Here is a 24,447-nt window from a genome sequence, read left to right as displayed (position 1 = left end):
GACTATTTTTTATTATTTATCGATGTTAGCCATTGATTCAAATAATGGACTAACCGGTTTATTCTCATGAATCCGTTTGATCGCTTCACCCATCAAGTTACCGACACTAATTTCATCGATTTTTTCGATACGACGATCGGCTGGCAAATTAATGGAATCTGTTACGACTAAACGCTCAATCGCAGAGTCTTGGATGCGTTGCATTGCGGGACCAGATAACACAGGGTGCGTACAAGACGCGTAGACTGCTTTAGCGCCAGCTTCTTTTAAGGCATTGGCTGCTAAGGTAATTGTCCCCGCTGTATCGATCATATCATCGATTAAGACACAAATTTTGCCATCGACATGTCCAATAATGTTCATGACTTCAGCAACATTGGCTTTTGGTCGACGTTTGTCAATAATCGCAATGGGTGTTTTTAAGAATTGGGCTAATTTACGCGCGCGTGTTACACCACCATGGTCAGGTGAGACAACAACCACTTCATCACCGGAAATGCCTTGTTCTAAGAAATAGTTCGCAATTAGTGGAGCTCCCATTAAGTGATCGACAGGAATATCAAAAAATCCTTGGATTTGTGAAGCATGAAGGTCTAACGTAACCATTCGATCTGCTCCGGCTTTTTCAATCATGTTTGCAACTAATTTAGCGGTAATTGGTTCACGTGAACGTGCTTTACGATCTTGACGCGCGTAGCCATAGTAAGGCATCACGACGTTAATTGTTTTGGCACTTGCGCGTTTTAACGCATCAATCATAATCAATAATTCCATTAAGTTATCATTAACCGGACTGCTTGTTGATTGAATAATATAAACGTGTGCGCCACGAATACTTTCTTCAATGTTTACTTGAATTTCACCATCGCTAAATTGTTTAACGGTGCACTTTCCTAGTTCTACTCCTACCGCTGCAGCAATTTTTTCTGCTAACGGACGATTTGAGTTTAACGCGAAAATTTTTAATCTTGGATCAAAATAATGATTTGACATGAGAAACCTCCACTTTCTTTCCCTTCCAATAAAAAAATGACTACTACTTATGTGAATTGGAATCATCTTCATCATAAATAGTAGTCATTTTAAGCGAATAAATCAAGTATTATTCCTGTAAATACGGTAATTTCTTAGCAAATTCTTTTTTGTTGACTTGCTGTGAACGCGCAATTCCCATCGCATACTCAGGGATATCTTTGGTGATAGTAGACCCCGCTGCGATGAAGGTATGAGCCTCAATCGTTAATGGCGCTACTAGGTTCGCGTTTGAGCCGACGAAACTACGATCGCCTACAGTTGTGCGGAATTTACTTTTGCCATCATAGTTCACAAAGACCACGCCACAACCGACGTTAATTTCGCGACCTAACGTAGCATCCCCAACATAAGTCAGGTGTCCGACTTTTGTTTCTTCCCCAATTGTGGCATTTTTAATTTCTACGTAATTCCCGATATGAGCCTTCGCTCCAATTTCTGAATGGGGGCGGAGATGGGCATAAGGGCCAACGTCTGCTTGTTGATGAATAATACTGTTTTCGACAACGGAAGCTTTAATCACGACAGCATCCGCAATTTGGCTATCAACGATTTGCGAGCCATTTGTAATCACGCAGTCTTCACCGATGACGGTTTTTCCTTTAATCGTAACGTTTCCTTCAATCACAGTGTCACTACCAATCACAACGTCTGCATCAATAAAGGTTGTCGCAGGATCTACTAATGTTACGCCGTTTAACATGTGTTGATGATTAATTCGCTCACGCATCACGGTATTGGCATAAGCTAATGCCACACGATCGTTCACCCCTAAAGATTCATTAAAATCTTCTGTTTGATAAGCGGCTACGCTATGGCCCTCATTTTTCAAAATTTCAATAATATCTGTTAAATAATATTCACCTTGGGCATTGTCTGTATTGAGATTAGCAAGAGCTGAGAACAGTAATTCATTATCAAAGCAATAGGTTCCCGTGTTAATTTCTGTGACGCGCGCTTCTTCAACGGTAGCATCTTTTTGTTCAACGATTCGATCAACAATACCGACGTGGTCACGAATGATACGACCATAACCAGTTGGATCCTCGGCTTGCGCAGTTAAAATCGTTGCGGAAGCATTTTTCCCTAAGTGATACTCAAATAAGTGATTGAGCGTTTGGCTTGTTAATAATGGCGTATCGCCACTAATGACTAATGTTGTGCCTTTTTTTCCTTCCAAAAATTGCGCTGCTTGTAACACGGCATGTCCGGTTCCTAACTGCGCTTCTTGTAAAGCATAAACACAACGATCTCCTAATTGCTCTTGTACTTTATCGGCACCGTGTCCGACAATGGCCACCACTTCTGCTGGTTTTGTATCAGTCACTTTTTGTAAAATATGCTCGACCATGGGCTGTCCACAAACAGGATGTAAAACTTTATATAATTTTGATTTCATTCGTGTTCCTTTACCAGCCGCTAAAATAATTGCGTAACGTGTATCCACGAGAACCACTCCATTTCCTCTTTTTACTTGTTTCAGTGTAGCTCATGTTTCTCGTATTTTCAATAAAAGATTGTGTTACCACGGATTATACCGATATTATTTACTTAAAAAAACGTTGAATTTCATCTGCTGCCGACGTTACGCTATCAGAGGCATGAATCACATTTTCAGTTTGACTTGTGCCATATAAAGCTCGAATTGTCCCGGATTGTGCTTCTAAGGGATTCGTCGCACCCACGATTTTACGAACGCTATCGACAGCGTCTTCACCTTCTAAAATACCAATTACGACTTGACCTGAAAGCATATATGCTAATAATTCTGGGAAAAAAGGCCGCTCTTTTAAATGCTGATAATGTTCTTCTAATTGTTCTTTGGTTAGAACTCCCATTTTAAGATCCAAAATTCTAAGATTCTTTTGCTCGAAATGCTGTAGAATTTTTCCGATTAATTGACGTCTTACACCGTCGGGTTTTATGATTACGAGTGTCTTTTCGATGAATACTTCCTCCAATTTTAACCTGCAAATTTTCTTCTTTTTAAGACGTTCATGAGTGAAAATCATGATACGCTTAAAATGTAACCGCTTTTTTATTTTTGTTTAAAAAAAGTTACGACAGATAACTGTCGTAACTTCTTGTAGGTATTATATTATTTTTTTGGCTGTTCGTCAAAGTAATTTCCTGGAACGACTTTAATTGTTTTTGTTTGGGTATCGACTGACTCGACAAATAACAATGAATGATAGTCGGCGATTGCTCGCTTACCTTTGAAATTCCCTTCCGCAAAAACGGTGACGCCAACTAATTCTGCTTCAAATTCTTCAATCAGACTTTGCATCCCGTTAATCGTACCGCCGCCTTTCATGAAATCATCGACGACTAAGACACGTGAGCCTCGTTTCAAGCTACGTTTTGACAGTTCCATTTTTTCAATTCGTTCCGAAGAACCGGAAACATAATTGACACTAACCGTTGAGCCTTCGGTAATTTTTGAATCACGACGGACAATGACGAAGGGAACATTTAAATAATAAGACACGGCTTGTGCGATGGGCACACCTTTAGTAGCGACGGTCATGACGGCATCGATTTCTTTGTCGATATATTTTGATGCAATAATGCGCCCAATTTGGCGAAGTAAGGTTGGATCTCCTAATAAGTCAGATAAGTAGACATAGCCACCTGGTAATAAACGATCTTGCTCGGATAATCGCTCGGATAGTGCAGCAATATATTCTTTAGCCGCTTCTTCCGTGATGACTGGAATAAAGATCACACCTCCAGCTGCACCAGGGATGGTATTTAAGACGCCCGTTCCTCGTGTTTGAAATGTTTTTTTCACAATCGCTAAATCTTCACTAATGGATGACTTTGCTGATTCATAGCGTTTGGCAAAATACGTTAATGAAATTAATTTATGGGGGTGATCCAATAAGTAATAAGTCATATCAATTAATCGTTCACTACGACGAATTTTCACAAAATTCAACTCCTCTATTTTCTTCTTATTCATTATATAGTCTTTTTTGATTTTTTTCGAGCATTTTCTCTATTTTTATAAAAAATGTTCGTGATAACTGAACAACAAGAAGAATTAAGTTAAAAAACTTTCGCTTTTTAACTTAATTCTTCTCGTTTTGTCATTTTTATTCTTCGGTATGTTGAAAGTGCTCGTCTAAAAAGACTCGTGAACAAAAATAAAAGAATAAAAATCATCGTGATTGTCGCTCCTGGCGGCGTATCTAAGTAAAAAGAGGCCGTTAATCCACCAAGCATTCCAATCAAGCCGACCAACACACTTAGAAATAAGACGATATTAAAACTTTTACCCAGTCGCATGCTAATCGCTGCTGGCAATACCATAATGGCAGAGATTAATAACGCACCGGCAATCGGAATCATCACAGCAATCGCTACACCAGTTAACACGTTGAATAGGATCGACATCAGCCGTACGGGTAAACCGTCGACATGAGCGGTATCTTCATCAAACGTTAAGACATACATCGGTCTTTTAAATAATATCAAGGCAATCAGTGTAATGACAAATAAGGCGGCTAATAAGTAGACTTGTTCTTTTGTAATGGTCACGATCGAACCAAAGAGATAGGCTTGCATACTCATCGCAGAAGAGCCTTCACTTAAATTCATTAAAATTAAGGCAGTGGCTAAGCCTCCTGACATTAAAATAGCAGTTGATATTTCTGAATAGGTTTTATAGACACTGCGTAAATACTCTAAGATAATTGCTGCTGTTACAACAATCAATAAAGTGGTCAACGTTGGGTTTAGTTGTAAGTAAAAACCTAATGCGACCCCAGCTAACGAAACGTGTGAGAGGGTATCCGCCATTAACGATTGTCGTCGAATGACTAAGAAGACACCTAAAATCGGAGCAATTCCCGCAATTAAAAGAGCTGCTACAAAAGCAATTCTCATGAACTCATATGAAAGCAACGCCACTGTGTATCCTCCTTTCGAACTAAACGAATTTGTCGATCAGCAAAATCTTTAATGTCTTCGTGATCATGGGTAATCATTAAAATCGCTTTTTTATGTTGATGCGCACTGTGTCGCAATAAGCGATAAAATTCTCGCCGAGATTGTTCATCCATCCCTGTTGTTGGCTCGTCGAGAATAAATAAATCAGGATCGGTTGCAAACATCCGTGCCAAACTGATTCGTTGCTTTTGCCCGCCTGATAACTCCCCAATTCGCTTATGGCGCATATCCCACATCCCAACCGACTCCAAGGCTTTTTGGACATGCTCGTGATCTCTTGTTGTGAGCTTTTTAAACCAGCGTCCTCTAGGATATCGACCTGAACGCACAAGTTCTAGGACCGTACTAGGAAATCCCGCATTGAAGGACGAGATTTGTTGAGGAATGTAGCCGACACTTAATGGTTCTCCTTTGCTATTTTTTTTAGCTAAATAAACTTCGCCTTTAGCTGGGGTCAATAAACCGAGTGTTGAACGGATTAAGGTAGACTTTGCCGCACCATTTTCGCCGGTTAAAATGACAAATTCTCCTTCATCCACATGGTAGTTGACACCCATTAAGACAGGTTCTTCATCGTAATAAAACGTTAAATCTTTGACTTCAATGTAGCGCATATTTTCCCTCCTACTGAATGCTTAATGTTAAGGCTTCTAAATTTTCTTTCATCATAGAGAGGTAACTTTCGCCATTAGCTTGTTGTTCTTTTGTTAAACTTTCAATCGTTGCTAAGACTGAAAGTTTAACGCCAGTTTCTTTGGCTAACGTTTGAGCAACTTTTCCAGATGTATTTTCTTCAAAATAAATGACATTAATCGCGTTATCTTGGATGAATGTTTTTAATGTAGCTAATCGACTAGGTGTTGGTTCGCCCTCCGAAGCGATACCCGTAATGGCTACTTGCGTCAGATTATAGCGCTTTGCTAAATAAGAAAATGCACCATGTTGTGTGACAAATGTTCGATTTTTTGCCTGCGCGGTTGCTGTCTGATAAGCTTGATCAAGTGCCTCTAACTCTTTAATATAGCTTTCGCTTTGTTCTTTAAATAAAGATGCATGCTCGGGAAATTGTTCACTTAAAGACGATTGAATTTGTCTTACTTGTTCGATTGCCAAAATTGGATCAAGCCAGACATGCGGATCTTGACTGTGAAGATGACCGTCTTCATCGGACGCTTCTGGGTGATCGGTTTCTTCAATCGCTAATAGTTCAATTCCTTCACTCGCTTCAATCACATTTGTTTGCGTGACATCCAAATTGCTTTTGATATCGTTCATCCAGGTTTCAAATACCTGACTATTATAAACAACGGCGTCTGCATCGTGGATTTTAGCGACATCCTTGGCGCTAGGTTCATAATCATGCGGATCTGTCCCGGCAGGTATCAACAATTCAACCTCGCCAATTTCGCCTACAACGGCTTTAGTAAATTCAACCATCGGATAAAAGGTCGCCACTATACGGATGGATTCAGTCTCCTCTGGTATGGTAGCTTGGCCACAACTAACTAAAAAGAAACTACTTGCTAGTATCATTATCTTAAGGGCCATCAATTTCTTTACCATTTTAATCCTCTTTTCATAAATAGGAATCATTACGATTTAATCTCCGAGCTATAATTTATCAAAAAAGGAAAAATTAGTCAAGAAAAAGAGAAGGACAACCTATTGATTTTACGACATTGTTTCAAATAGTCAAGGAAGTTGCTAGAAAGGGCTAAATTTTTCTTGATGATGGATACGTTCATTTTTAAAATCACTCTTTTTCCGCTGAAAAGGCGATTGAAAAAAGTGCTCGTTTTAATTTTATGGTATGATAAAAAAAAGAGAGGTCATGGCAATGAAAAGAAAAAAACGATTGAAAAATAGTCTGATCAATTTATTCTTACTCTTCCTCTTAGTAATTGGGTTTGCGTTGATTTTTAATCGCCAAATTCGAAGTTTTTTGATGGCGCGAACGAGCGATTCTTACCAGATAAGCAATGTGGATCGGGCAGAAATTGAGAATAATTTAAAACAAGAGGCGACATTTGACTTTGATAATGTCCAGTCAGTGGATTTAGAAGCTGTTCTAAAAGCTCAATTAAGCGGGAAAGTGTTACCCGTAATCGGAGGTGTGGCAATCCCAAGTGTCAAGATCCAACTTCCAATTTTCAAAGGACTATCAAATGAGGCTCTTTTATTTGGTGCGGGAACGTTTGATCCGAGTCAAAAAATGGGAGAAGGAAACTATGCGTTAGCCAGTCATCGAATTGAAGAGACCGATTTGTTGTTTTCGCATTTGGATAAAGTACAAATAGGAGATCGTGTTTATTTAACGGATTTAGAGAAGATTTATACGTATACTGTCATTGAATCCAAGCGTATTGAACCGACACAAGTTGAAGTGTTAGATTTGGTAGAAAATCAAACACTCGTAACGTTGATTACTTGTGGTGAGGCAGCCGGTGTGACGCGGTGGCTTGTTCAAGGAGAGTTATCAGAAATGACTGCGGTGAGTGAGGCAACCGCCGAAATGCTAGCGGCATTTTCAATGGAACAACAAACTTTTTAGAAATGAGGCGTAAAGGAATGGCAAAAGAATTTTCATATGAGATCGTCGAAGAAATTGGCGTTTTATCGCAAAACAGTCGAGGGTGGCAAAAAGAATTAAATTTAGTGAGTTGGAATGGCAATCCACCTAAATTTGATTTACGGGATTGGGCTCCAGACCATGAAAAGATGGGGAAAGGTGTCACCCTAAGTAATGACGAATTCGAAGCGTTAAAAAAATTACTACTTTCAATGTAAGGGAGTCAGAAAGCTATGAAAAGTATGACCGGTTTTGGAAAAGCGATGCGTGTGACAGACGCCTATCAAATCGAAGTCGAAATAAAAAGCGTCAATCACCGTTTTCTAGATGTGCAGTTGCGGACCTCGCGCCAGCTTCATGCCTATGAAAATCAAATTCGTCAAGTAATCAAAGAAACGTTGCATCGTGGACGTGTTGAGGTCTTTGTGACTTTAACCCAGCGCAGTGATCTTGGTAAAGAAGTCATGATTCATTGGGACTTACTTGAGCAAGTCGTGACGTCGGTGGAGCATGAAATGCAAGCACGTTTTCAAACGACAATCCAACGAGGCCCTTTTATCGAGAGTCTGCTTGAAAAAGAAACGTTTATGGAAATGAATGAACGAATGACCGATGATGACTCACTTGAGCATCTTTTGCTAGCAGTTGTCACTGAAGCAACGCGAGCGAATGATCAAAGTCGCCAGTTGGAAGGACGAGGGATTTTAAGTGTACTGCAAGAAAATCAACAACTGTTACAACATCAAATCCAAGAATTAAGTCAATTTTTTGCTGCATTTGAACAAGAGTACCAGAGTCGTTTTGAAAAAAAATTGAACGATTATTTAGGTGCGACCATCGATCAAGACCGCTTGTTAACAGAAATGGTAATTTTACTAGAACGCAGTGATATTCATGAGGAATTAGATCGACTAACTATTCATTTGGAAAATCTCCAACAATTATTCGTAAAACCACAGCCGGTGGGGCGGGAATTGGATTTTTTAATTCAAGAAATCAATCGCGAAATCAATACGATTGGCTCAAAATCCACCGCAATTGAAATGAAGAATATCGTTGTCCAAATGAAGACAATTATTGAAAAAATTCGTGAGCAAGTTCAAAACATTGAATAATTTGAGTGAAAATTAGCGAGAAAAGTGGCTTTTTAGTCAGATTTTTGGTATATTATAAGAATTACTGTACATAACAAGAAATAGGTACAAACGTAGGGAAAGTAACTTTAGGAGAATGAAAGGACGTCGACATGGTAGAGCGTGGGTTATTAATAGTATTATCTGGTCCTTCAGGTGTAGGGAAGGGAACGGTTCGTAAAGCCATTTTTGATAGTGAAGCGAACGATTTTCAATATTCGATTTCAATGACGACTCGCAAGAAGCGAATCGGCGAAGTGGAAGGTGTGGACTATTACTTCCGCGAACGTGAAGAATTCGAGCAATTAATTGCATCAGGAGAAATGTTAGAGTATGCAGAATATGTAGGTAATTACTATGGAACACCTCTGTCATATGTACAAAAAACCTTAGATCAAGGTAAAGATGTCTTTTTGGAAATTGAAGTGCAAGGCGCACAACAAGTGAAAGAAAAAGTGCCAGATGGGGTTTTTATTTTCTTAACGCCACCTGATTTGGCAGAACTGCGTAGTAGAATTACAGGTCGTGGAACCGATGCTCCGGATGTCATTGATGAACGGATGCGTATTGCCCGAGAAGAAATCGAAATGATGGCCTTATATGATTATGCGGTTGTCAACGATGAAGTCCCGCTAGCGGTGAAACGAATCAAAGAAATTATTGCAAGTGAACATTTTCGTGTTGAACGTGTGATTGGAAAATATAGAAAAATGTTAGAGGAGTTGTAAAAACTATGATGTTAAAACCGTCTATCGATGCGTTATTAGATCGAGTAAATTCAAAATATTCATTAGTTATTTTAGCAAGCAAACGTGCACATGAGTTAGAGGCAGGAGCGGAACCAACTTTGGATTCGTTTGACTCAATTAAACGAGTGGGACAAGCGTTAGAAGAAATTGAGGCCGAAACCGTTGTGAATGATCCGCATCCAGAAATTAAACGTGCCCGTTTGAAATTGGAAGAAGAAGAACGTCAAGCCCGTAAAGAACAAGAACAAAAAGAGCTAGAAACAAGAATTCGCCAAGATCATAACGCATAGAATCGAAAAAAAGTCTGGAGAAGGAATTCCAGACTTTTTCTTTTGCTTTGAAAGACAAACGTCCGGAACTTTAGTAGAATAAGAAAGAAGGAGGTGGAGCAATGTCTCAGTATGCACAAGTGATTGTCGATGTCCCTACAATGCAGACCGATCAACCGTACACGTATCTCGTTCCTGACGAGTGGCAAGCCGTCATTGAATGCGGGATGCGTGTGGAGGTGCCTTTTGGTGAAGGTAATCGACATATTCAAGGCTTCGTGACCGCTCTACCAACAGAGTTAGAAGAGTCGACGCTTTCGTTAAAATCACTTATTCGCGTGATTGATTTAGCCCCGGTTGTGAATCAAGAATTGTTACAGCTAGCGGATTATATGAAAGACGTCACTTTTTCGTTTAAAATTAATTGTCTTCAAACGATGCTGCCAGCTGCGATGAAAGCTGCTTATCAAAAAAAATTTGTCTTGCTTGATGAGGATCATCCTGTCAAAGAAACCTATTTTTCGCAGAGTAACGAAATTGATTGGGACGTTATCGAAGCTGCAGGAGCGCTAACGTTATTTAAGCGTTTAAGAGAGCAATCGATTGTGGAACTTCGCTATATCGTCAAAGAAAAGGTCAATAAAAAAATGATTCGCTATGTAAAAAGTCTGGTGACGACAGAAAATTATTTCGTCTTTAAGGAACAATTACGACCGAATGCGTTGCGCCAACATCAATTATTAGAACAATTAAAAACGACGCCTCGTGAAACGGTGACTTTTTATCGCGAAAAAGAGCTGCTAAGTACGCATTTAAAGACGGCTGAAAAAAATGGCTGGCTTTCTTTTGAAGAAGTTGAAAGTTATCGCGATCCTTTTGCGAATCATGATTTTCCTAAGACGCTCCCTTGGCAATTGAATACCGAGCAACAACAAGCGGTATCGCGCATTTTAGCTGCGGAGGCGCAAGGGGAAGCGACGACGTTCTTATTAGAAGGCATTACGGGTAGCGGAAAAACAGAAGTCTACTTGCAATCGATTGCTGAAATCTTGAATAAAGGCAAGACAGCGATGATGTTAGTACCAGAGATTGCCTTAACGCCACAGATGGTTCAACGATTTAAGAGTCGTTTCGGCAAGGCGGTCGCCGTCTTACATAGTGGGCTATCGCAAGGTGAAAAATACGACGAGTGGCGCAAAATCGAACGCGGTGAGGCACAAGTTGTGGTGGGTGCGCGTTCGGCTGTTTTTGCACCGCTCCAAAAAATTGGTCTTATTATTATTGATGAAGAACATGAAGCGACCTATAAGCAAGAAGATACGCCACGTTATCATGCCCGTGACCTCGCGATTTGGCGTAGTCAATATCATCACTGTCCAGTGATTCTTGGGAGTGCGACGCCTTCGCTAGAATCGCGGGCGCGCGCTCAAAAAAAGCGGTATGAACTCTTATACTTAACGCAAAGAGCCCATGAAAATGCGCAACTACCGAGCGTTACGATTGTTGATTTGAAAGAAGAGTACGCTCAAAAGAATACGAGTACTTTTTCTCGTTTGCTGCAAGAAAAAATCAGCAATCGCCTGCAACAAAAAGAGCAAATCGTTCTTTTACTCAATCGGCGCGGCTATTCTTCCTTTATGATGTGTCGCGATTGTGGCTATGTTTTGCCTTGTCCGAATTGTGACATTTCGTTAACGCTCCATATGGATGTCAAAAAAATGCGTTGTCACTATTGTGGGCACCAAGAAAATATTCCTAAAAAGTGTCCGGATTGCCAAGGGGAAAAAATCCGTTATTACGGTACAGGGACTCAAAAAGTAGAGGAAGAATTACAAGCACGTTTTCCGAGTGCGCGGATTTTAAGAATGGATGTTGACACGACACGTAAAAAAGGGGCACACGAGAAAATATTAAAAGCCTTTGAAGAACAAGAGGCCGATATTTTACTCGGGACACAAATGATTGCCAAAGGTTTGGATTATCCTAATATCACGTTAGTTGGCGTGTTAAACGCGGATACTGCGTTAAATCTACCTGACTTTCGTTCAAGTGAGCGGACGTTTCAACTGTTAACCCAAGTGAGTGGTCGTGCTGGACGCGGCGCAAAACCAGGTGAAGTCATCGTTCAAACCTTTAACCCAGAACACCATAGTATTGTGCTTGCTCAGGCACAAGATTACGAAGCTTTTTATCAACAAGAAATGATTTTGCGTCATCAAAGTGGCTACCCGCCTTTTTATTTTACGGTAAAAATTACGGTCAGCCATCCAGCAGAACAGGTAGTCGCGAAAAAAAGTTATCAAATAGCGGAACAGTTAAAGAATGGTTTGAGCCCGGAGAGCCGTATTTTAGGTCCAACACCTAGTGGCATTGCTCGGATCAAAAATCGATACTATTACCAAATTATTTTAAAATATAAACACGAAGTCCATCTCCACAGAATGTTGCGAGAGATTTTAGAAACAAGTCAAAGTGAACAGCGAAAAAATTTATATGTGAGTATTGATTACGAACCGTTGAATTTTATTTAAAAAAGGAGCCCTGCTGATGCGTTATCCAATTATTATTCACCCTAACGATAAATTACGAAAACCTTCCAAGCGTGTAACGGAAATCACCGATGAATTACTCGCTTTACTGGATGATCTCCATGAAACAATGATTGCTCATGATGGGATTGGCATCGCCGCCCCTCAAGTTGGCAAAAATATCCAAGTTGCACTAGTAGAAGTCGATGAAGGCGATCTATTTGAACTGATTAATCCTGAAATTATTTCTGCGAAAGGTGAGAGCATTGACGTGGAAGGTTGTCTGAGTATCCCGCATACTTATGGGACCGTCAAACGAGCTGATGAGCTTGTCGTTCGCTATTACGACCGAGAAGGTGACGAAATGGAAGTCGAAGCGTATGGCTATTTAGCACGCGCCTTTCAACATGAAATCGATCACTTACAAGGGAAATTATTTATCGATCAGATGATTGAACCAATTGCAGAAGAAGATTTAGAAAAATATATGGAGGAACATCTCGATGACTAAACTAATTTTTATGGGAACCCCTCAATTTTCAGTCCCGATTTTAGAAGCCCTTGTGGCACAAGCGTATGACGTGGTAGCCGTTGTGACCCAACCCGATCGTCCTGTAGGTCGTAAGCGGGTCATTACACCGACACCCGTGAAGGAAGCCGCGATTCGTTTGGGGCTGCCAGTTTTTCAACCTGAAAAAATTAGTGGTTCACCCGAAATGGCTGAGATCATGGCGTTAGAAGCGGATATCATTGTGACGGCAGCGTTTGGTCAATTTTTACCCGAAGCTCTGTTAAAAGCACCTAAAAAAGGCGCGATTAATGTTCATGCTTCCTTATTGCCAAAATATCGCGGAGGCGCACCGGTTCATTTTGCCATTATGGCAGGAGAAAAAGAAACAGGTGTCACCATCATGGAAATGATTAAGAAGATGGATGCAGGTGGCATTTATGCGCAAAAATCATTACCCATTACGAAAAAAGATGATGTGGGTATAATGTTTGATAAATTAAGTCTTTTAGGGCGGGATTTATTACTAGAAACCTTACCGAAAATTCTTAGCGGAGAATTACAACCAGTTCCGCAAGAGGAACAGTTAGCCACTTTCTCACCAAATATTACACGAGAACAAGAAGTGATTGATTGGCAGCAGACAGCGGAAATGATTGATTGTCAAGTTCGCGGTATGCGTCCGTGGCCGATTGCGTATACGACGTATCAAGGGGACCGTTGGAAAATTTTAGCGGTGACGCCGCTAGAAGAAACGACGACGCACGCTCCGGGAACGATCATTGAGCGCGATAAAAAAACGTTGAAAATTGCTTGCGGTGACGGAACGGTTTTATCGATTGAAACGTTACAACCAGCTGGCAAAGGGTTGTTAGGGATCGCTGAATTTTTAAATGGTAGCGGCCAAAAAGTTGCAGTCATGCAAAAGGTGGGACAAGATGACGAATAAACAAACCAAAAGAACGGTCCGTTATGTCGCTTTAGAAGCCTTAGAAAGGGTGACAAAAGGCGGGGCCTATTCAAATCTTCTCTTACGGGAATTAATGAATCAGGGACGGTTAAATGAAAAAGATGGCCGATTATTAACCGAGCTCGTTTATGGCACGATTGCCCGTCAACTGCTCTTAGATTATTATTTAATGCCGTTTACTAAGCAAGCAAAAAAAGTGGATGGTTGGGTCCAAAATCTATTGCGCTTGTCACTTTATCAACTCCTATATCTTGATAAAGTTCCAAGTCATGCCATTTTGAACGAAGCAGTGGAAATTGCGAAAACTCGTGGTAATATAGGAATAAGTAAATTTGTGAATGGTGTTTTGCGTAACGTCCAACGTCAAGGTGTTCCAGCGTTAAGTCAAATCGAAAACCCGATTGAGCGATTAAGTATTGAAATCAGTATGCCACAGTGGCTGGTTGAGAAATTTGTTCATCAAATCGGATTTGAACAGACACGGGCATTTGGTCTTTCATTATTTGAAGCAAGCCATTTAAGCGGTCGCGTCAACACCAATCTCTTGAGTCGTGAAGCAGCAATCGAGACGCTTACGCTCGAAGGATTTGAAGTGGAAGAAAGTCAAATCAGTCCGTATGGCATTATCGGCAAAAAAGGATTTTTAGCGGGCAGTCGCTTGTTTGCAGAAGGCCAATTGACCATTCAAGATGAGAGTTCGATGCTCGTTGCGCCAACGCTTCAAATCGAAGCTCATCACCAGGTACTGGACGCGTGTGCCGCACCAGGTGGTAAAACGACTCACATGGCGACCTTTTTAAAGGCAGAACAAGGTGGAAAAGTGACGGCTCTAGACATTCATGCGCATAAAGTGCGATTGGTAGAAGAAAACGCCCAACGATTGCATGTGGCGGATGTGGTAGAAACAAAAGTACTGGATGCACGCTTAGTAAATCAAACGTTTGCGCCAGAGACCTTCGATCGTATTTTGGTGGATGCTCCTTGTTCAGGACTCGGCTTAATGCGCCGTAAACCAGATATTAAATATAGTAAAAAACCAAGTGATTTTACCCAATTACCGCTGATCCAAATGGCGATTTTGGAAAGTGTTGCCCCAACTTTAAAAGCGGGTGGCTTATTAGTTTATAGTACTTGTACGATTATTCCTGAAGAAAACCAAATGGTGGTGTCGCAGTTTTTAAGTCATCATCCGGAATTCGAATTAGTGCCACTAGCTGTCTCGCCAGTCCTGGCAAATAGTCTGACAGATGAGATGCTCACACTCTATCCCCAAACATTTTTAACAGATGGTTTTTTTATTAGTTGTTTACGCAAAAAGTGACGAGGTGAAAAAAGAATGGAAGTATATTTCCAAAGTGATATAGGCAAAAGAAGAAAGAGTAATCAGGACTATACGGCAACTTTCACGAATCAAAAAAATCAACTCCTCGCTTTATTAGCAGACGGCATGGGGGGGCATCAAGCAGGCGATATCGCGAGTCGCCAAGCGGTTGAAGAAATCGGTATTGCTTGGGAAGCCACCACGATTGATGATAGTGAAAAAGCGGTCCAGTGGTTTCTGCAACACATTCAACAAGCCAATCAGAGGATTTTTGAAAAAGGTCAATCCCAACCAACCTTAAGTGGGATGGGGACAACACTAGAAGTTGTGACCCTTTTAGACAATCACCTCGCCTTAGCGCATGTGGGCGATAGCCGGATTTATTTATTTAGAGAGCAACGCTTGATTGCGTTAACGGAAGATCATTCGCTAGTGAACGCACTCTTAAAATCGGGTGAAATTACCCAAGAAATGGCAGAAAACCATCCAAGAAAAAATATTATTACCCGCTCACTGGGAATGCCAGGGAGCTTAGAGGTAGATGTGGCGATTCATAAAATTGAAGATCACGATCAATTGTTATTATGTTCAGATGGGTTAACGAATATGGTTTCGGAACCAAAAATTGCCCAAATCTTACTGGAAGCAGCCTCATTGCAAGATGCCAGTCAACGATTAATTGAGGAAGCCAATGCAAAGGGTGGTTTAGACAATATTACCGTGTTATTAATTGATGTAGGGGGGGAAAGTCAATGATTGAACTAGGTAAAAAATTAAATGGTCGCTATTTGATTCTAGGCACAATTGGTAGTGGCGGTATGGCAAATGTTTTTCTTGCGAAGGATTTAATTCTTGATCGAGAAGTTGCGGTTAAAGTGCTCCGTTTTGACTTCCAAAATGATCAAACGGCGATTCGTCGTTTTCAAAGAGAAGCCCTTGCAGCCACTGAGCTGGTTCATCCGAACATCGTGTCGGTGTATGACGTTGGCGAAGAAGATGGCATGCAGTATCTCGTGATGGAATATGTCAAAGGGATGGATCTAAAACGCTACATTCAAACGCAATATCCAATTCCTTATCGCACCGTCGTTGATATCATGCAACAAATTTTATCAGCGATTGATTTAGCGCATCATCACCGAATTATTCATCGCGATTTAAAACCGCAAAATATTTTAATGGATGAAAACGGGACGGTCAAAATTGCCGACTTTGGGATTGCGATTGCATTATCCGAAACATCGATTACACAAACAAATTCGATGCTTGGTTCGGTCCATTATTTATCACCTGAGCAAGCAAGAGGGAGTATGGCAACGAATCAGTCCGATATTTATGCTTTAGGGATTATTTTGTACGAAATGTTAACGGGGAAAGTGCCATTTGATGGCGAATCGGCGGTAACGATTGCGCTGAAACATTTCCAAGAAGAAGTGCCTTCCTTGCGCTTGTATGATCAAAATCTGCCACAATCATTAGAAAATGTCGTTTTGAGAGCGACAGCGAAAGAAACGGCGGATCGTTACCAAAGTGCGGATGAAATGCGTCACGACTTAGATACTGTTTTGTCAACAGACCGATTAAATGAACCGCGCTGGGAAGGAAATGCTTTAGCAGCAGGTGAAACGATTATTATTACGCCGATTACGGCAGAAACACCGATGCCAAAAGCGTTTAAAGACATGCCAACGCCAGCGGTTGAACCTGAACCGGAAGTCGCGGAAGCGCCGAAGAAAAAGAAGAAAAAATGGTGGATTTGGTTGCTCGTTATGGTAGCCCTTGTTTTGAGCGTGGGTGCGATCATGGTTTTCAGTGGCCGTGGCCAACAAGTAACGGTTCCTGATGTCACGGAATTGACCGAGGATGAAGCGCGCGCGCAATTGGAAGCGGCTGGCTTAGTCGTAGCGGACGACGTGAAAGAAATCGTGAGTGAAGAGATCGACAAAGGTTTAGTCGTCAAAACAAATCCCGCGAAAAATGCCCAAGTCAAAAAAGACAAAGAAGTCATTTTGTATCTAAGTAGCGGGGAAAATATGATTAAAATGCCTGATTTTACTGGCGTGCGATTGATTGATGCAAAACGTGAGCTACGGAATTTAGATTTTGTGGATCGAAATATTACTGCTGTTGAAGCCTATGATGACAGCGTGCCAGAAGGTGAAATTATTGAACAAACACCGGAGTCGGGCACAGAAGTCAATCCGCAAGAAAGCGAAGTAGAGTTCACTGTTAGTAAAGGAAAAGAACCTGTCCGAATGGTTGATTTAACAGGGAATACGCGCGAAAGTGCTCGGGAGAACTTGGAGACGCTTGGTTTGGGGAGTAATCCAATTGAATTTGAAGAAGCTTATAGTAGTGACTTTGCTCAAGGAACCGTCATGGCGCAAGACCCAAGTGTGGGAGAAGACGCGATTCCTGGTAAAACGACGATTACCCTAACGATTAGTAAAGGGGAAGAGTTAGTGAAGGTTCCTGACGTGATTAACCAAACGTTGGAAGCGGCGAAAAAATTATTAGCAGATGAAGGATTAGAAGCTGTACCAACGGAAGAGTATGATGATACCGTTGAAAAAGATCGGATTATTGCGGTACAACCGGGTGTTGGTGAAGAAGTATCCAAAGGGACACGTGTAAACGTTACGGTCTCAAAAGGGAAAAAACCACAAGAATCCCAAGAAAGTGAAGCGGTCACGAAAAACTTTACAGTAAATGTCCAAGCGACTTTTAATCCAAATGGCACGCCAGAACAAATGGTGACAGTACTGTTAACGGATGAAAATGGGACAAGACGACAAGTGTCTCAAATCTCTTTGAATTCAAGTAATAGTTCCCAAAATTTAGCAATCGCAGTCACGGTTTTAGAAGGGGAGTCCGCAACCATCTATGTTCAACGCGATGACGGTGAAGAAATTAGTCAAGTCGTGAACGGTGCTACGACCTTGCAAGTCCCTTTTTAGAAAATCTATAACATTTAAAAGCTTGATATGCCAAGGATTCGTTTGGGATATCAAGCTTTTTTCTCGTGGGTTAACCCCTTCTCCTTTTCAAGTGAGGAAAAATTCAGTATAATGAAGGTCAATATTAGTCAAGGAGGGTACGAATGAAGAATCCACGAAATACATCTGATATTATTGAAGCCTATTTAAAGAAAATTCTTGAAGAACATTCAATGATTGAAATCAGACGAACCGAAATGGCTGATTTGTTTAAATGTGTCCCTTCACAAATAAATTATGTGATTAATACACGTTTTACGATTCAAAGAGGCTATACTGTTGAAAGTAAGCGCGGAGGTGGGGGCTATATTCGCATTGAAAAAGTGAATATCTCAAACCGTCATCAATTTCTCTCGCAAGTGAATCAACTATTTGATAAGGAACTAGAAGAAAGAGATGCTCAAGGAATTATCCATAAATTATATGAAGAAGAATTATTGACAAAACGAGAAGGGAATCTGTTGTTAACAATTGTGAGTAAAGCGGTCTTAGGTTGTTCCGAAGACGAGCATGCCATTCGCTCGGCAATTTTACACAGCGTCTTAGAACGATTGAGTTATGAAGAAAAGGAGTGAATGTCATGGATGAATTATTTACCCCTCGAGCAAAAGCAGTCTTAGCGATTGCTCAGGAAGAAGCCAAATATTTTAAACATCAGGCAGTTGGATCAGAACACTTATTACTTGCGTTGGTCATTGAACAAGATGGCATCGCTGGCAAAACGTTACGGGAAATGAATGTGACAGAAAATGACATTCGAGAAGAGATCGAACACATTACGGGATATGGTATCGTAAAAGAATACCCAGTTGGCAGCTTTTTACCTTATTCGCCACGAGCACGCCAAATTTTTGCTTATGCAGGGGATGAAGCCAAGCGCTTAGGTGTAGGGCAAATTGGGACAGAACATTTATTACTCGGCATGTTACGCGATGAAGAAATCTTATCGGCACGTATTTTATTAAATTTAGGCTTCAGCTTAGCGAAAATGCGTCAACTTTTGAAAAAGAAAATGGGTCTTAATGAATCGAGAGGTCAAGCAGGGAATATGGCGCGCCGCCAACCACAAAAAGCGCGTCAAAATCCAGCACAAAATGAAGGAACGCCGGTACTCGACTCATTGGCTCGTGATTTAACGAAATTAGCCCGTGAAAAACGCCTGGATCCAGTCGTGGGACGTAGTAACGAGGTCAAACGCTTGATTCAAATCTTAAGTCGTCGTACGAAAAATAATCCGGTACTCGTAGGAGAACCTGGTGTCGGTAAAACAGCGATTGTAGAAGGTCTCGCTCAAAAAATCATTGATGGTGAAGTCCCACGTGACATGCAACAAAAACGATTAATGATGTTAGACATGGGTGGATTAGTTGCGGGGACAAAATACCGTGGCGAGTTTGAAGATCGGATGAAAAAAATTATTGATGAAATTTATCGTGACGGTCAAGTCATTCTTTTCATTGATGAACTGCATACGTTAATCGGAGCCGGTGGTGCAGAAGGGGCAATTGATGCGGCCAATATTTTAAAACCAGCATTAGCTCGTGGAGAACTGCAAACCATTGGAGCGACCACACTAGACGAATATCAAAAATACATTGAAAAAGATTCTGCTTTGGAACGTCGTTTTGCTCGTGTGCAAATTGATCAACCAAATCCAGAAGAAGCCGAAGCCATCTTAAAAGGGTTACGTCCACGATACGAAGAACATCATGGGGTAGAAATTTTAGATGAAGCGATACGCGCAGCGGTCCAATTATCTGTGCGCTACATCAATTCACGACAATTACCCGATAAAGCGATTGATTTAATGGACGAAGCGGCTGCGAAAGTTCGTTTAGATAAAGCGGATGAACTCGCGGATACTGTTCGTATTCAAGAAAGGTTATTAGCGTTAGCTGAAGAAAAAGAACAAGCCATTCGCCAGCAAAACTTTGAAGCAGCTGCGGAAATTCGTTTGCGCGAAAAAGAACTCGCGCAAGAACTCGCTGAAGCGACTTTTAAAGAAATGAAAGCAAGCGAAGGGTATAGCGACACAGTGACCGAAGAAGATGTTGCGACCGTTGTTTCTCAGTGGACAGGCGTCCCTCTTCGACAAATGGAGAAAAAAGAATCGGAGCGTTTACTTGTCTTAGAAGAAGTCTTACACCAAAGGGTTGTCGGACAAGATGAAGCGGTTAAAGCGATTGCGCGTGCGATTCGTCGAGCGCGGAGTGGATTGAAAGATCCCAATCGCCCAATCGGCTCCTTTATGTTTTTAGGTCCAACAGGTGTTGGGAAGACCGAACTCGCAAAAGCACTCGCTGAAGCGATGTTTGGGAGCGAAGATTCCTTAATTCGGGTTGATATGTCAGAATTTATGGAAAAATATAGTACGAGTCGTTTAATCGGATCTCCTCCAGGGTATGTCGGCTATGAAGAAGGAGGACAATTAACCGAAAAAGTTCGTTCAAAACCATACTCGGTTATTTTGCTGGATGAAGTAGAAAAAGCGCATCCTGACATCTTTAATATCTTATTGCAAGTCTTAGATGACGGCTACTTAACTGATGCCAAAGGTCGGAAAGTCGATTTTCGTAATACGATTTTAATTATGACGTCAAATATTGGCGCAACACAATTACGGGAAGAAAAGAATGTTGGCTTTAATGTCGTCGATGCTTCAAAAGACTACAAAGCGATGCAAAAACGGATTTTAGAAGAACTGAAGAAGGCCTATCGCCCTGAATTCTTAAATCGAATTGATGAAACCATCGTGTTCCGTTCGCTCGAAAAAGATGAAATCCATGAAATCGTGAAAATTATGAGTCGTTCGATCATCAAACGTTTAGCAGCGCAAGAGATTCAATTGAAAATCACACCTGCGGCTCTTGATGTGATTGGAAAAGCAGGCTTTGATCCAGAATATGGCGCGCGACCGATTCGTCGAGCTTTACAAAAAGAAGTAGAGGATCGTTTGAGTGAGGCGTTATTAATGGGGCAAATCCACTTAGGAGATTCCGTTACGATTGGCGCTTCGAAAGGTGTCGTGACATTAAATGTTCGCGAGCAAAAACCAAAAGGAACGTTGCAAAAAGTTTAAAGGACTAAGGAGTGTATCGAAGTCGTTTTTGCTCGGAGAATGATTCGAACACTCATCCACACTATAAGTTTTACAATCTTTTTATCACCTATCGAGCAAGTAAATACATATGTAACGCAAAAAGGCTGTGACGGTTGTCGTAGCTTTTTTGCGTTTTTTAAAAGGATGGTCTCTTTTATTGAAAATAGTGTACAAAATAGTCAAAAGAATCGTATTTTAAATCACAAAAATAGGGATAAAGATCATATTCGAATGATAAAATGCGTATTATAGGCGTTGGAACATTCATTTCATTATCGATTGAATCACAAACTATGTGAAAAATTAGTGAAAAAAGCAACAAAAGTTCTTGGAAAGCGTGAAACCTTGTGATACGATAGGTTCGTTGCAAGGAGGGGACAAGGAAATGATTGAAATAATTACAACAGTAGAATCAATGGCGCAAGCGGAAGCACTTCTTCCGATGGTCGATACGATTTATTTTGGGGAAGAAACGTTTGCATTACGTTTACCCCATTCCTTTACAAGAGAAGAACAGCGACACCTCGTCGAATTAGCACATCAAGCGGGAAAACAAGCAATGGTAGCGGTGAATGGCTTAATGCATCCTGAACAAATGAAGCAGATTCCCGAATATTTAGGCTTTTTAAAAGAAATCGGTGTCGATAAAATTACGGTAGGAGAACCTGGGACCATTTTTGTCATGAAAAAAAATCATGCCTTACAAATTCCGTATGTCTACGCGGGCGAAACATTAGTGACGAGCGCGCGTCAAATTAATTTTTGGGCGAAAAAAGGAGCCGTTGGGGCGATTCTTGCTCGAGAAGTGCCGTATGAAGAAATGCGTGTCATGGCACCACAACTAACGATCCCAACGGAAGTTTTAGTCTATGGTGGTACATGTATTCATCATTCGAAGCGGCCGTTATTACAAAATTACTATAACTTTACGAAACAAGCAGCCGGTAAAACAAGAGAAGATGGACTCTTACTTTCAGAACCGAAAAAAGAGGAGACACACTACGCTATTTTTGAAGATACACACGGTACGCATATTTATGCCAATAATGATTTAAATCTCATGATGGAATTAAAAACGTTAGTCGATACAGGGTATCAAACGTGGAAGTTGGACGGCGTGTTAACACCGGGCGAATCCTTTGTGGCGATTGTGCAATTGTTTGATCAAGCGCGTCACCTTATTGAAGAAGGACGGTGGACGCAAGCACTAGCTCAAGAGCTGAATCAACAAGTTGCGATGCATCATCCTAAAAATCGCGGACTGGATACGGGCTTTTATTACATCGACCCAACTAAAATTAAGTAAGGAGAGCATTCAATGACGAAGAAACAACCATTAAAACGTCCAGAAATTCTAGCTCCTGCTGGGACGTTAGAAAAATTAAAAGTCGCGATTCATTATGGCGCAGATGCGGTATATATTGGCGGCAATGCGTATGGCTTAAGAAGCCGTGCGGGGAATTTTACATACGAACAAATGGCTGAAGGCGTGGCTTTTGCGAAGGAACATCAGGCGAAAGTTTATGTAGCAGCTAATATGGTCACTCATGAAGGAAACCAAGAAGGTGCGGGCGAATTTTTCCGTGAATTACGTGATGTGGGGATTTCAGCGGTGATTGTTTCAGATCCCGCGTTAATTGAGATTTGTTTAACAGAAGCCCCTGGGTTACCAGTTCATTTATCAACGCAAGCCTCCGCAACCAATTTTGAAACATTAGAATTCTGGAAAGAAGAAGGATTGGAACGCATTGTCCTAGGACGAGAAGTTTCAATGGAAGAAGTGGCAGAAATCCGTCGTAATACCGACGTTGAAATTGAAGCCTTTATTCATGGGGCGATGTGTATTTCCTATTCGGGTCGTTGTACATTATCGAATCACATGGCGATGCGTGATGCCAATCGTGGTGGCTGTTCGCAGTCGTGTCGCTGGAAATATGATTTATACGATTTACCTTTTGGTGAAGAGCGTCGTAGCCTGACGAAAAATGGTGCCGTTTCAGAAGACTTTTCGATGAGTGCTGTCGACATGTCGATGATTGAGCATATCCCTGATTTAATTCAAAATGGCGTCGATTCGTTTAAAATCGAGGGACGCATGAAGTCAATTCATTACGTTTCAACGGTTTCCAATGTGTATAAAGCAGCGGTTGATAGTTATATGGCCGATCCTGAAAACTATGTCTGCAAACAAGAATGGATTGATGAGTTATGGAAAGTCGCTCAACGGGAACTGGCAACCGGTTTTTATTACAATATTCCAACAGAAGAAGAACAACTTTTTGGAGCGCGTCGCAAAATTCCCGAGTATAAATTTATCGGTGAAGTCTTAGCCTATGATGAAGCGAGTCAAACGGCAACTATTCGTCAACGAAATGCCTTTGAAGTGGGCGATGAGATTGAATTTTATGGTCCTGGCTTCCATCACTTTGAACAAAAGGTAGACGTGATGTATAACGAAGAAGGGGAATCGATTGATCGTGCGCCAAATGCCATGATGATTCTTACGATGCCTGTGATTGAAAAAGTTTCACCAGGCGATATGATTCGCAAAAGAAAATAACCATTTTAAAGAGTGATAACGATCAAACGTTATCACTCTTTTTAGTTACCATTATTAATGGAATTGAACAGGCTTGCTCGATTTTTTTAAAATTTGATTTAATCAGAATTTCTTTGCTATTATATCAAAGAGTAGTCCTCTTTTGAGCGCCTATTTTTTAGGCAATGACTACTAGGTGAATGGTTTAGAAGGATGGTATTTAGTCACGATAGCGGCAACCGTCACGTCTGATAGATTAGAATAATGATTTGATAAGGAGTTTAAGATGAAAAATCTGATATTTAACTGGCGACCAGAAGGATTACCAGAAGATTGGGAGTTGCTCTTAGCAGCCGATCCTTCTCAGCGAATCATTGCAACCTATTTAGAAAAAAGCGCCTTTCTAGAAGCGCGCCGAGAGGGAGAATTGGTCGGGTTACTTCTTTTGGCGACAACCTCCTCTGCTGAACGCGGAGAGATTGTGAATCTATCGGTTCGTCCATCGGAACAAAATCAAGGAATTGGGAGTCAACTGATTCAACAGGCGTTGGCCTATGGGAAAAGACTAGGTTATCGAAGGATGGAAGTTGCCACTGCGACAACAAGCTTTGGTCCATTATATCTCTATCAAAAAAACGGTTTTCGCGTAACATCGGTTGAGCAAGATTACTATTTAAAGTGTTATGACGAAGTGTTAATGGAGAATGGTCTTGTTGTAAAAGATCGTTTGATTTTAACGAAAAGTTTGTAACGTTTGACAGAGAAATAGTGGCGTGTTAGCG

General features: G+C 41.0%; 23 protein-coding genes. 16 read left to right on the top strand and 7 right to left on the bottom strand.

All coding sequences use genetic code 11. The features are described 5' to 3' along the window. Nucleotides 1–12: 12 nt before the first annotated feature. The 7 genes from IGI68_RS04520 to IGI68_RS04490 all read right to left on the bottom strand — a co-directional run bounded on the left by IGI68_RS04520 (nucleotide 13) and on the right by IGI68_RS04490 (nucleotide 6,546). On the bottom strand, nucleotides 13–993 hold the full coding sequence (locus IGI68_RS04520; protein ID WP_071874566.1) for a ribose-phosphate diphosphokinase: 981 nt from the start codon (nucleotides 991–993) through the stop codon (nucleotides 13–15). A gap of 109 nt (nucleotides 994–1,102) precedes the next feature. Then, entirely contained in the window at nucleotides 1,103–2,479 is a 1,377-nt protein-coding gene (gene glmU, locus IGI68_RS04515) for a bifunctional UDP-N-acetylglucosamine diphosphorylase/glucosamine-1-phosphate N-acetyltransferase GlmU (protein WP_438730851.1), read from the bottom strand. Between the two features lie 100 nt (nucleotides 2,480–2,579). Continuing rightward, a complete protein-coding gene (gene ndk, locus IGI68_RS04510) occupies nucleotides 2,580–2,993 on the bottom strand; it encodes a nucleoside-diphosphate kinase (protein WP_379952824.1) in 414 nt (137 codons plus the stop codon). A 137-nt stretch (nucleotides 2,994–3,130) separates the two neighbouring features. Then, nucleotides 3,131–3,961 (bottom strand): pur operon repressor, encoded by an 831-nt coding sequence (purR, locus tag IGI68_RS04505; protein WP_438730847.1) that lies wholly within the window; start codon nucleotides 3,959–3,961, stop codon nucleotides 3,131–3,133. A gap of 137 nt (nucleotides 3,962–4,098) precedes the next feature. Continuing rightward, complete coding sequence (locus IGI68_RS04500) at nucleotides 4,099–4,944, bottom strand: metal ABC transporter permease (RefSeq protein ID WP_071874568.1); 846 nt, start codon at nucleotides 4,942–4,944, stop codon at nucleotides 4,099–4,101. After that, a complete protein-coding gene (locus IGI68_RS04495) occupies nucleotides 4,917–5,597 on the bottom strand; it encodes a metal ABC transporter ATP-binding protein (protein ID WP_071874569.1) in 681 nt (226 codons plus the stop codon). Before IGI68_RS04495 ends, IGI68_RS04500 begins: the two co-directional genes overlap by 28 nt. Before the next feature lie 10 nt (nucleotides 5,598–5,607). Next, the gene (locus IGI68_RS04490; protein ID WP_438730843.1) at nucleotides 5,608–6,546 is read right to left on the bottom strand and encodes a metal ABC transporter substrate-binding protein; all 939 of its coding nucleotides are present in this window, start codon (nucleotides 6,544–6,546) and stop codon (nucleotides 5,608–5,610) included. 274 nt (nucleotides 6,547–6,820) lie between these two features. Between IGI68_RS04490 and IGI68_RS04485 the strand changes: the two genes are divergently transcribed. From IGI68_RS04485 to IGI68_RS04410, 16 genes are all read left to right on the top strand, one after another. Beyond that, nucleotides 6,821–7,534 (top strand): class A sortase, encoded by a 714-nt coding sequence (locus tag IGI68_RS04485; RefSeq protein WP_071874571.1) that lies wholly within the window; start codon nucleotides 6,821–6,823, stop codon nucleotides 7,532–7,534. Between the two features lie 17 nt (nucleotides 7,535–7,551). Beyond that, on the top strand, nucleotides 7,552–7,770 hold the full coding sequence (locus IGI68_RS04480; RefSeq protein WP_071874572.1) for a YdbC family protein: 219 nt from the start codon (nucleotides 7,552–7,554) through the stop codon (nucleotides 7,768–7,770). 15 nt (nucleotides 7,771–7,785) lie between these two features. Then, the gene (locus IGI68_RS04475; protein WP_071874573.1) at nucleotides 7,786–8,667 is read left to right on the top strand and encodes a YicC/YloC family endoribonuclease; all 882 of its coding nucleotides are present in this window, start codon (nucleotides 7,786–7,788) and stop codon (nucleotides 8,665–8,667) included. Nucleotides 8,668–8,798: 131 nt separating this feature from the next. Then, nucleotides 8,799–9,413 carry a guanylate kinase gene (gene gmk / locus IGI68_RS04470; protein WP_071874574.1) on the top strand — a complete coding sequence of 205 codons (615 nt, stop codon included), beginning with the start codon at nucleotides 8,799–8,801 and terminating at the stop codon, nucleotides 9,411–9,413. A 5-nt stretch (nucleotides 9,414–9,418) separates the two neighbouring features. Then, the gene (rpoZ, locus tag IGI68_RS04465; RefSeq protein WP_071874575.1) at nucleotides 9,419–9,724 is read left to right on the top strand and encodes a DNA-directed RNA polymerase subunit omega; all 306 of its coding nucleotides are present in this window, start codon (nucleotides 9,419–9,421) and stop codon (nucleotides 9,722–9,724) included. A 101-nt stretch (nucleotides 9,725–9,825) separates the two neighbouring features. After that, entirely contained in the window at nucleotides 9,826–12,234 is a 2,409-nt protein-coding gene (gene priA / locus IGI68_RS04460; RefSeq protein ID WP_071874576.1) for a primosomal protein N', read from the top strand. A gap of 16 nt (nucleotides 12,235–12,250) precedes the next feature. Beyond that, entirely contained in the window at nucleotides 12,251–12,742 is a 492-nt protein-coding gene (gene def / locus IGI68_RS04455) for a peptide deformylase (RefSeq protein ID WP_071874577.1), read from the top strand. Then, nucleotides 12,735–13,688 carry a methionyl-tRNA formyltransferase gene (gene fmt, locus IGI68_RS04450; RefSeq protein WP_273230125.1) on the top strand — a complete coding sequence of 318 codons (954 nt, stop codon included), beginning with the start codon at nucleotides 12,735–12,737 and terminating at the stop codon, nucleotides 13,686–13,688. Before def ends, fmt begins: the two co-directional genes overlap by 8 nt. Then, nucleotides 13,678–15,030, top strand: coding sequence for a 16S rRNA (cytosine(967)-C(5))-methyltransferase RsmB (gene rsmB / locus IGI68_RS04445; RefSeq protein WP_438730835.1), 1,353 nt, complete (start codon nucleotides 13,678–13,680; stop codon nucleotides 15,028–15,030). The genes fmt and rsmB overlap by 11 nt, the downstream gene beginning before the upstream one ends. 15 nt (nucleotides 15,031–15,045) lie before the next feature. Further along, complete coding sequence (locus tag IGI68_RS04440) at nucleotides 15,046–15,786, top strand: Stp1/IreP family PP2C-type Ser/Thr phosphatase (RefSeq protein WP_071874580.1); 741 nt, start codon at nucleotides 15,046–15,048, stop codon at nucleotides 15,784–15,786. Beyond that, a complete protein-coding gene (pknB, locus tag IGI68_RS04435) occupies nucleotides 15,783–17,987 on the top strand; it encodes a Stk1 family PASTA domain-containing Ser/Thr kinase (RefSeq protein ID WP_438730831.1) in 2,205 nt (734 codons plus the stop codon). Before IGI68_RS04440 ends, pknB begins: the two co-directional genes overlap by 4 nt. A gap of 143 nt (nucleotides 17,988–18,130) precedes the next feature. After that, on the top strand, nucleotides 18,131–18,601 hold the full coding sequence (locus tag IGI68_RS04430) for a CtsR family transcriptional regulator (RefSeq protein ID WP_071874582.1): 471 nt from the start codon (nucleotides 18,131–18,133) through the stop codon (nucleotides 18,599–18,601). A 5-nt stretch (nucleotides 18,602–18,606) separates the two neighbouring features. Next, entirely contained in the window at nucleotides 18,607–21,105 is a 2,499-nt protein-coding gene (locus tag IGI68_RS04425; RefSeq protein ID WP_071874583.1) for an ATP-dependent Clp protease ATP-binding subunit, read from the top strand. Between the two features lie 406 nt (nucleotides 21,106–21,511). Then, nucleotides 21,512–22,432, top strand: a complete 921-nt coding sequence (locus IGI68_RS04420) for a peptidase U32 family protein (protein ID WP_071874584.1) — start codon at nucleotides 21,512–21,514, stop codon at nucleotides 22,430–22,432. A gap of 12 nt (nucleotides 22,433–22,444) precedes the next feature. Beyond that, a complete protein-coding gene (locus tag IGI68_RS04415) occupies nucleotides 22,445–23,686 on the top strand; it encodes a peptidase U32 family protein (RefSeq protein WP_071874585.1) in 1,242 nt (413 codons plus the stop codon). A 265-nt stretch (nucleotides 23,687–23,951) separates the two neighbouring features. Then, a complete protein-coding gene (locus tag IGI68_RS04410; RefSeq protein ID WP_438730826.1) occupies nucleotides 23,952–24,416 on the top strand; it encodes a GNAT family N-acetyltransferase in 465 nt (154 codons plus the stop codon). The last annotated feature ends 31 nt before the right edge of the window (nucleotides 24,417–24,447 follow it).

The organism is Enterococcus sp. DIV1314a (assembly GCF_051713805.1).
In the GTDB taxonomy this organism is placed as follows: Bacteria; Bacillota; Bacilli; order Lactobacillales; family Enterococcaceae; genus Enterococcus_I; species Enterococcus_I aquimarinus.
Note: the sequence above shows the minus strand (reverse complement) of the source record. Positions and strands in the feature narration are given on the sequence as shown.

Excerpts from the sequence above, each read along its gene's own strand:
- IGI68_RS04520 (WP_071874566.1), bottom strand. The coding sequence starts at position 993 with ATGTCAAATCATTATTTTGATCCAAGATTAAAAATTTTCGCGTTAAAC.
- IGI68_RS04495 (WP_071874569.1), bottom strand. The coding sequence starts at position 5,597 with ATGCGCTACATTGAAGTCAAAGATTTAACGTTTTATTACGATGAAGAA.
- IGI68_RS04490 (WP_438730843.1), bottom strand. The coding sequence starts at position 6,546 with ATGGTAAAGAAATTGATGGCCCTTAAGATAATGATACTAGCAAGTAGT.
- IGI68_RS04485 (WP_071874571.1), top strand. The coding sequence starts at position 6,821 with ATGAAAAGAAAAAAACGATTGAAAAATAGTCTGATCAATTTATTCTTA.
- IGI68_RS04480 (WP_071874572.1), top strand. The coding sequence starts at position 7,552 with ATGGCAAAAGAATTTTCATATGAGATCGTCGAAGAAATTGGCGTTTTA.
- IGI68_RS04475 (WP_071874573.1), top strand. The coding sequence starts at position 7,786 with ATGAAAAGTATGACCGGTTTTGGAAAAGCGATGCGTGTGACAGACGCC.
- gmk (WP_071874574.1), top strand. The coding sequence starts at position 8,799 with ATGGTAGAGCGTGGGTTATTAATAGTATTATCTGGTCCTTCAGGTGTA.
- rpoZ (WP_071874575.1), top strand. The coding sequence starts at position 9,419 with ATGATGTTAAAACCGTCTATCGATGCGTTATTAGATCGAGTAAATTCA.
- priA (WP_071874576.1), top strand. The coding sequence starts at position 9,826 with ATGTCTCAGTATGCACAAGTGATTGTCGATGTCCCTACAATGCAGACC.
- def (WP_071874577.1), top strand. The coding sequence starts at position 12,251 with ATGCGTTATCCAATTATTATTCACCCTAACGATAAATTACGAAAACCT.
- fmt (WP_273230125.1), top strand. The coding sequence starts at position 12,735 with ATGACTAAACTAATTTTTATGGGAACCCCTCAATTTTCAGTCCCGATT.
- rsmB (WP_438730835.1), top strand. The coding sequence starts at position 13,678 with ATGACGAATAAACAAACCAAAAGAACGGTCCGTTATGTCGCTTTAGAA.
- IGI68_RS04440 (WP_071874580.1), top strand. The coding sequence starts at position 15,046 with ATGGAAGTATATTTCCAAAGTGATATAGGCAAAAGAAGAAAGAGTAAT.
- pknB (WP_438730831.1), top strand. The coding sequence starts at position 15,783 with ATGATTGAACTAGGTAAAAAATTAAATGGTCGCTATTTGATTCTAGGC.
- IGI68_RS04430 (WP_071874582.1), top strand. The coding sequence starts at position 18,131 with ATGAAGAATCCACGAAATACATCTGATATTATTGAAGCCTATTTAAAG.
- IGI68_RS04425 (WP_071874583.1), top strand. The coding sequence starts at position 18,607 with ATGGATGAATTATTTACCCCTCGAGCAAAAGCAGTCTTAGCGATTGCT.
- IGI68_RS04420 (WP_071874584.1), top strand. The coding sequence starts at position 21,512 with ATGATTGAAATAATTACAACAGTAGAATCAATGGCGCAAGCGGAAGCA.
- IGI68_RS04415 (WP_071874585.1), top strand. The coding sequence starts at position 22,445 with ATGACGAAGAAACAACCATTAAAACGTCCAGAAATTCTAGCTCCTGCT.
- IGI68_RS04410 (WP_438730826.1), top strand. The coding sequence starts at position 23,952 with ATGAAAAATCTGATATTTAACTGGCGACCAGAAGGATTACCAGAAGAT.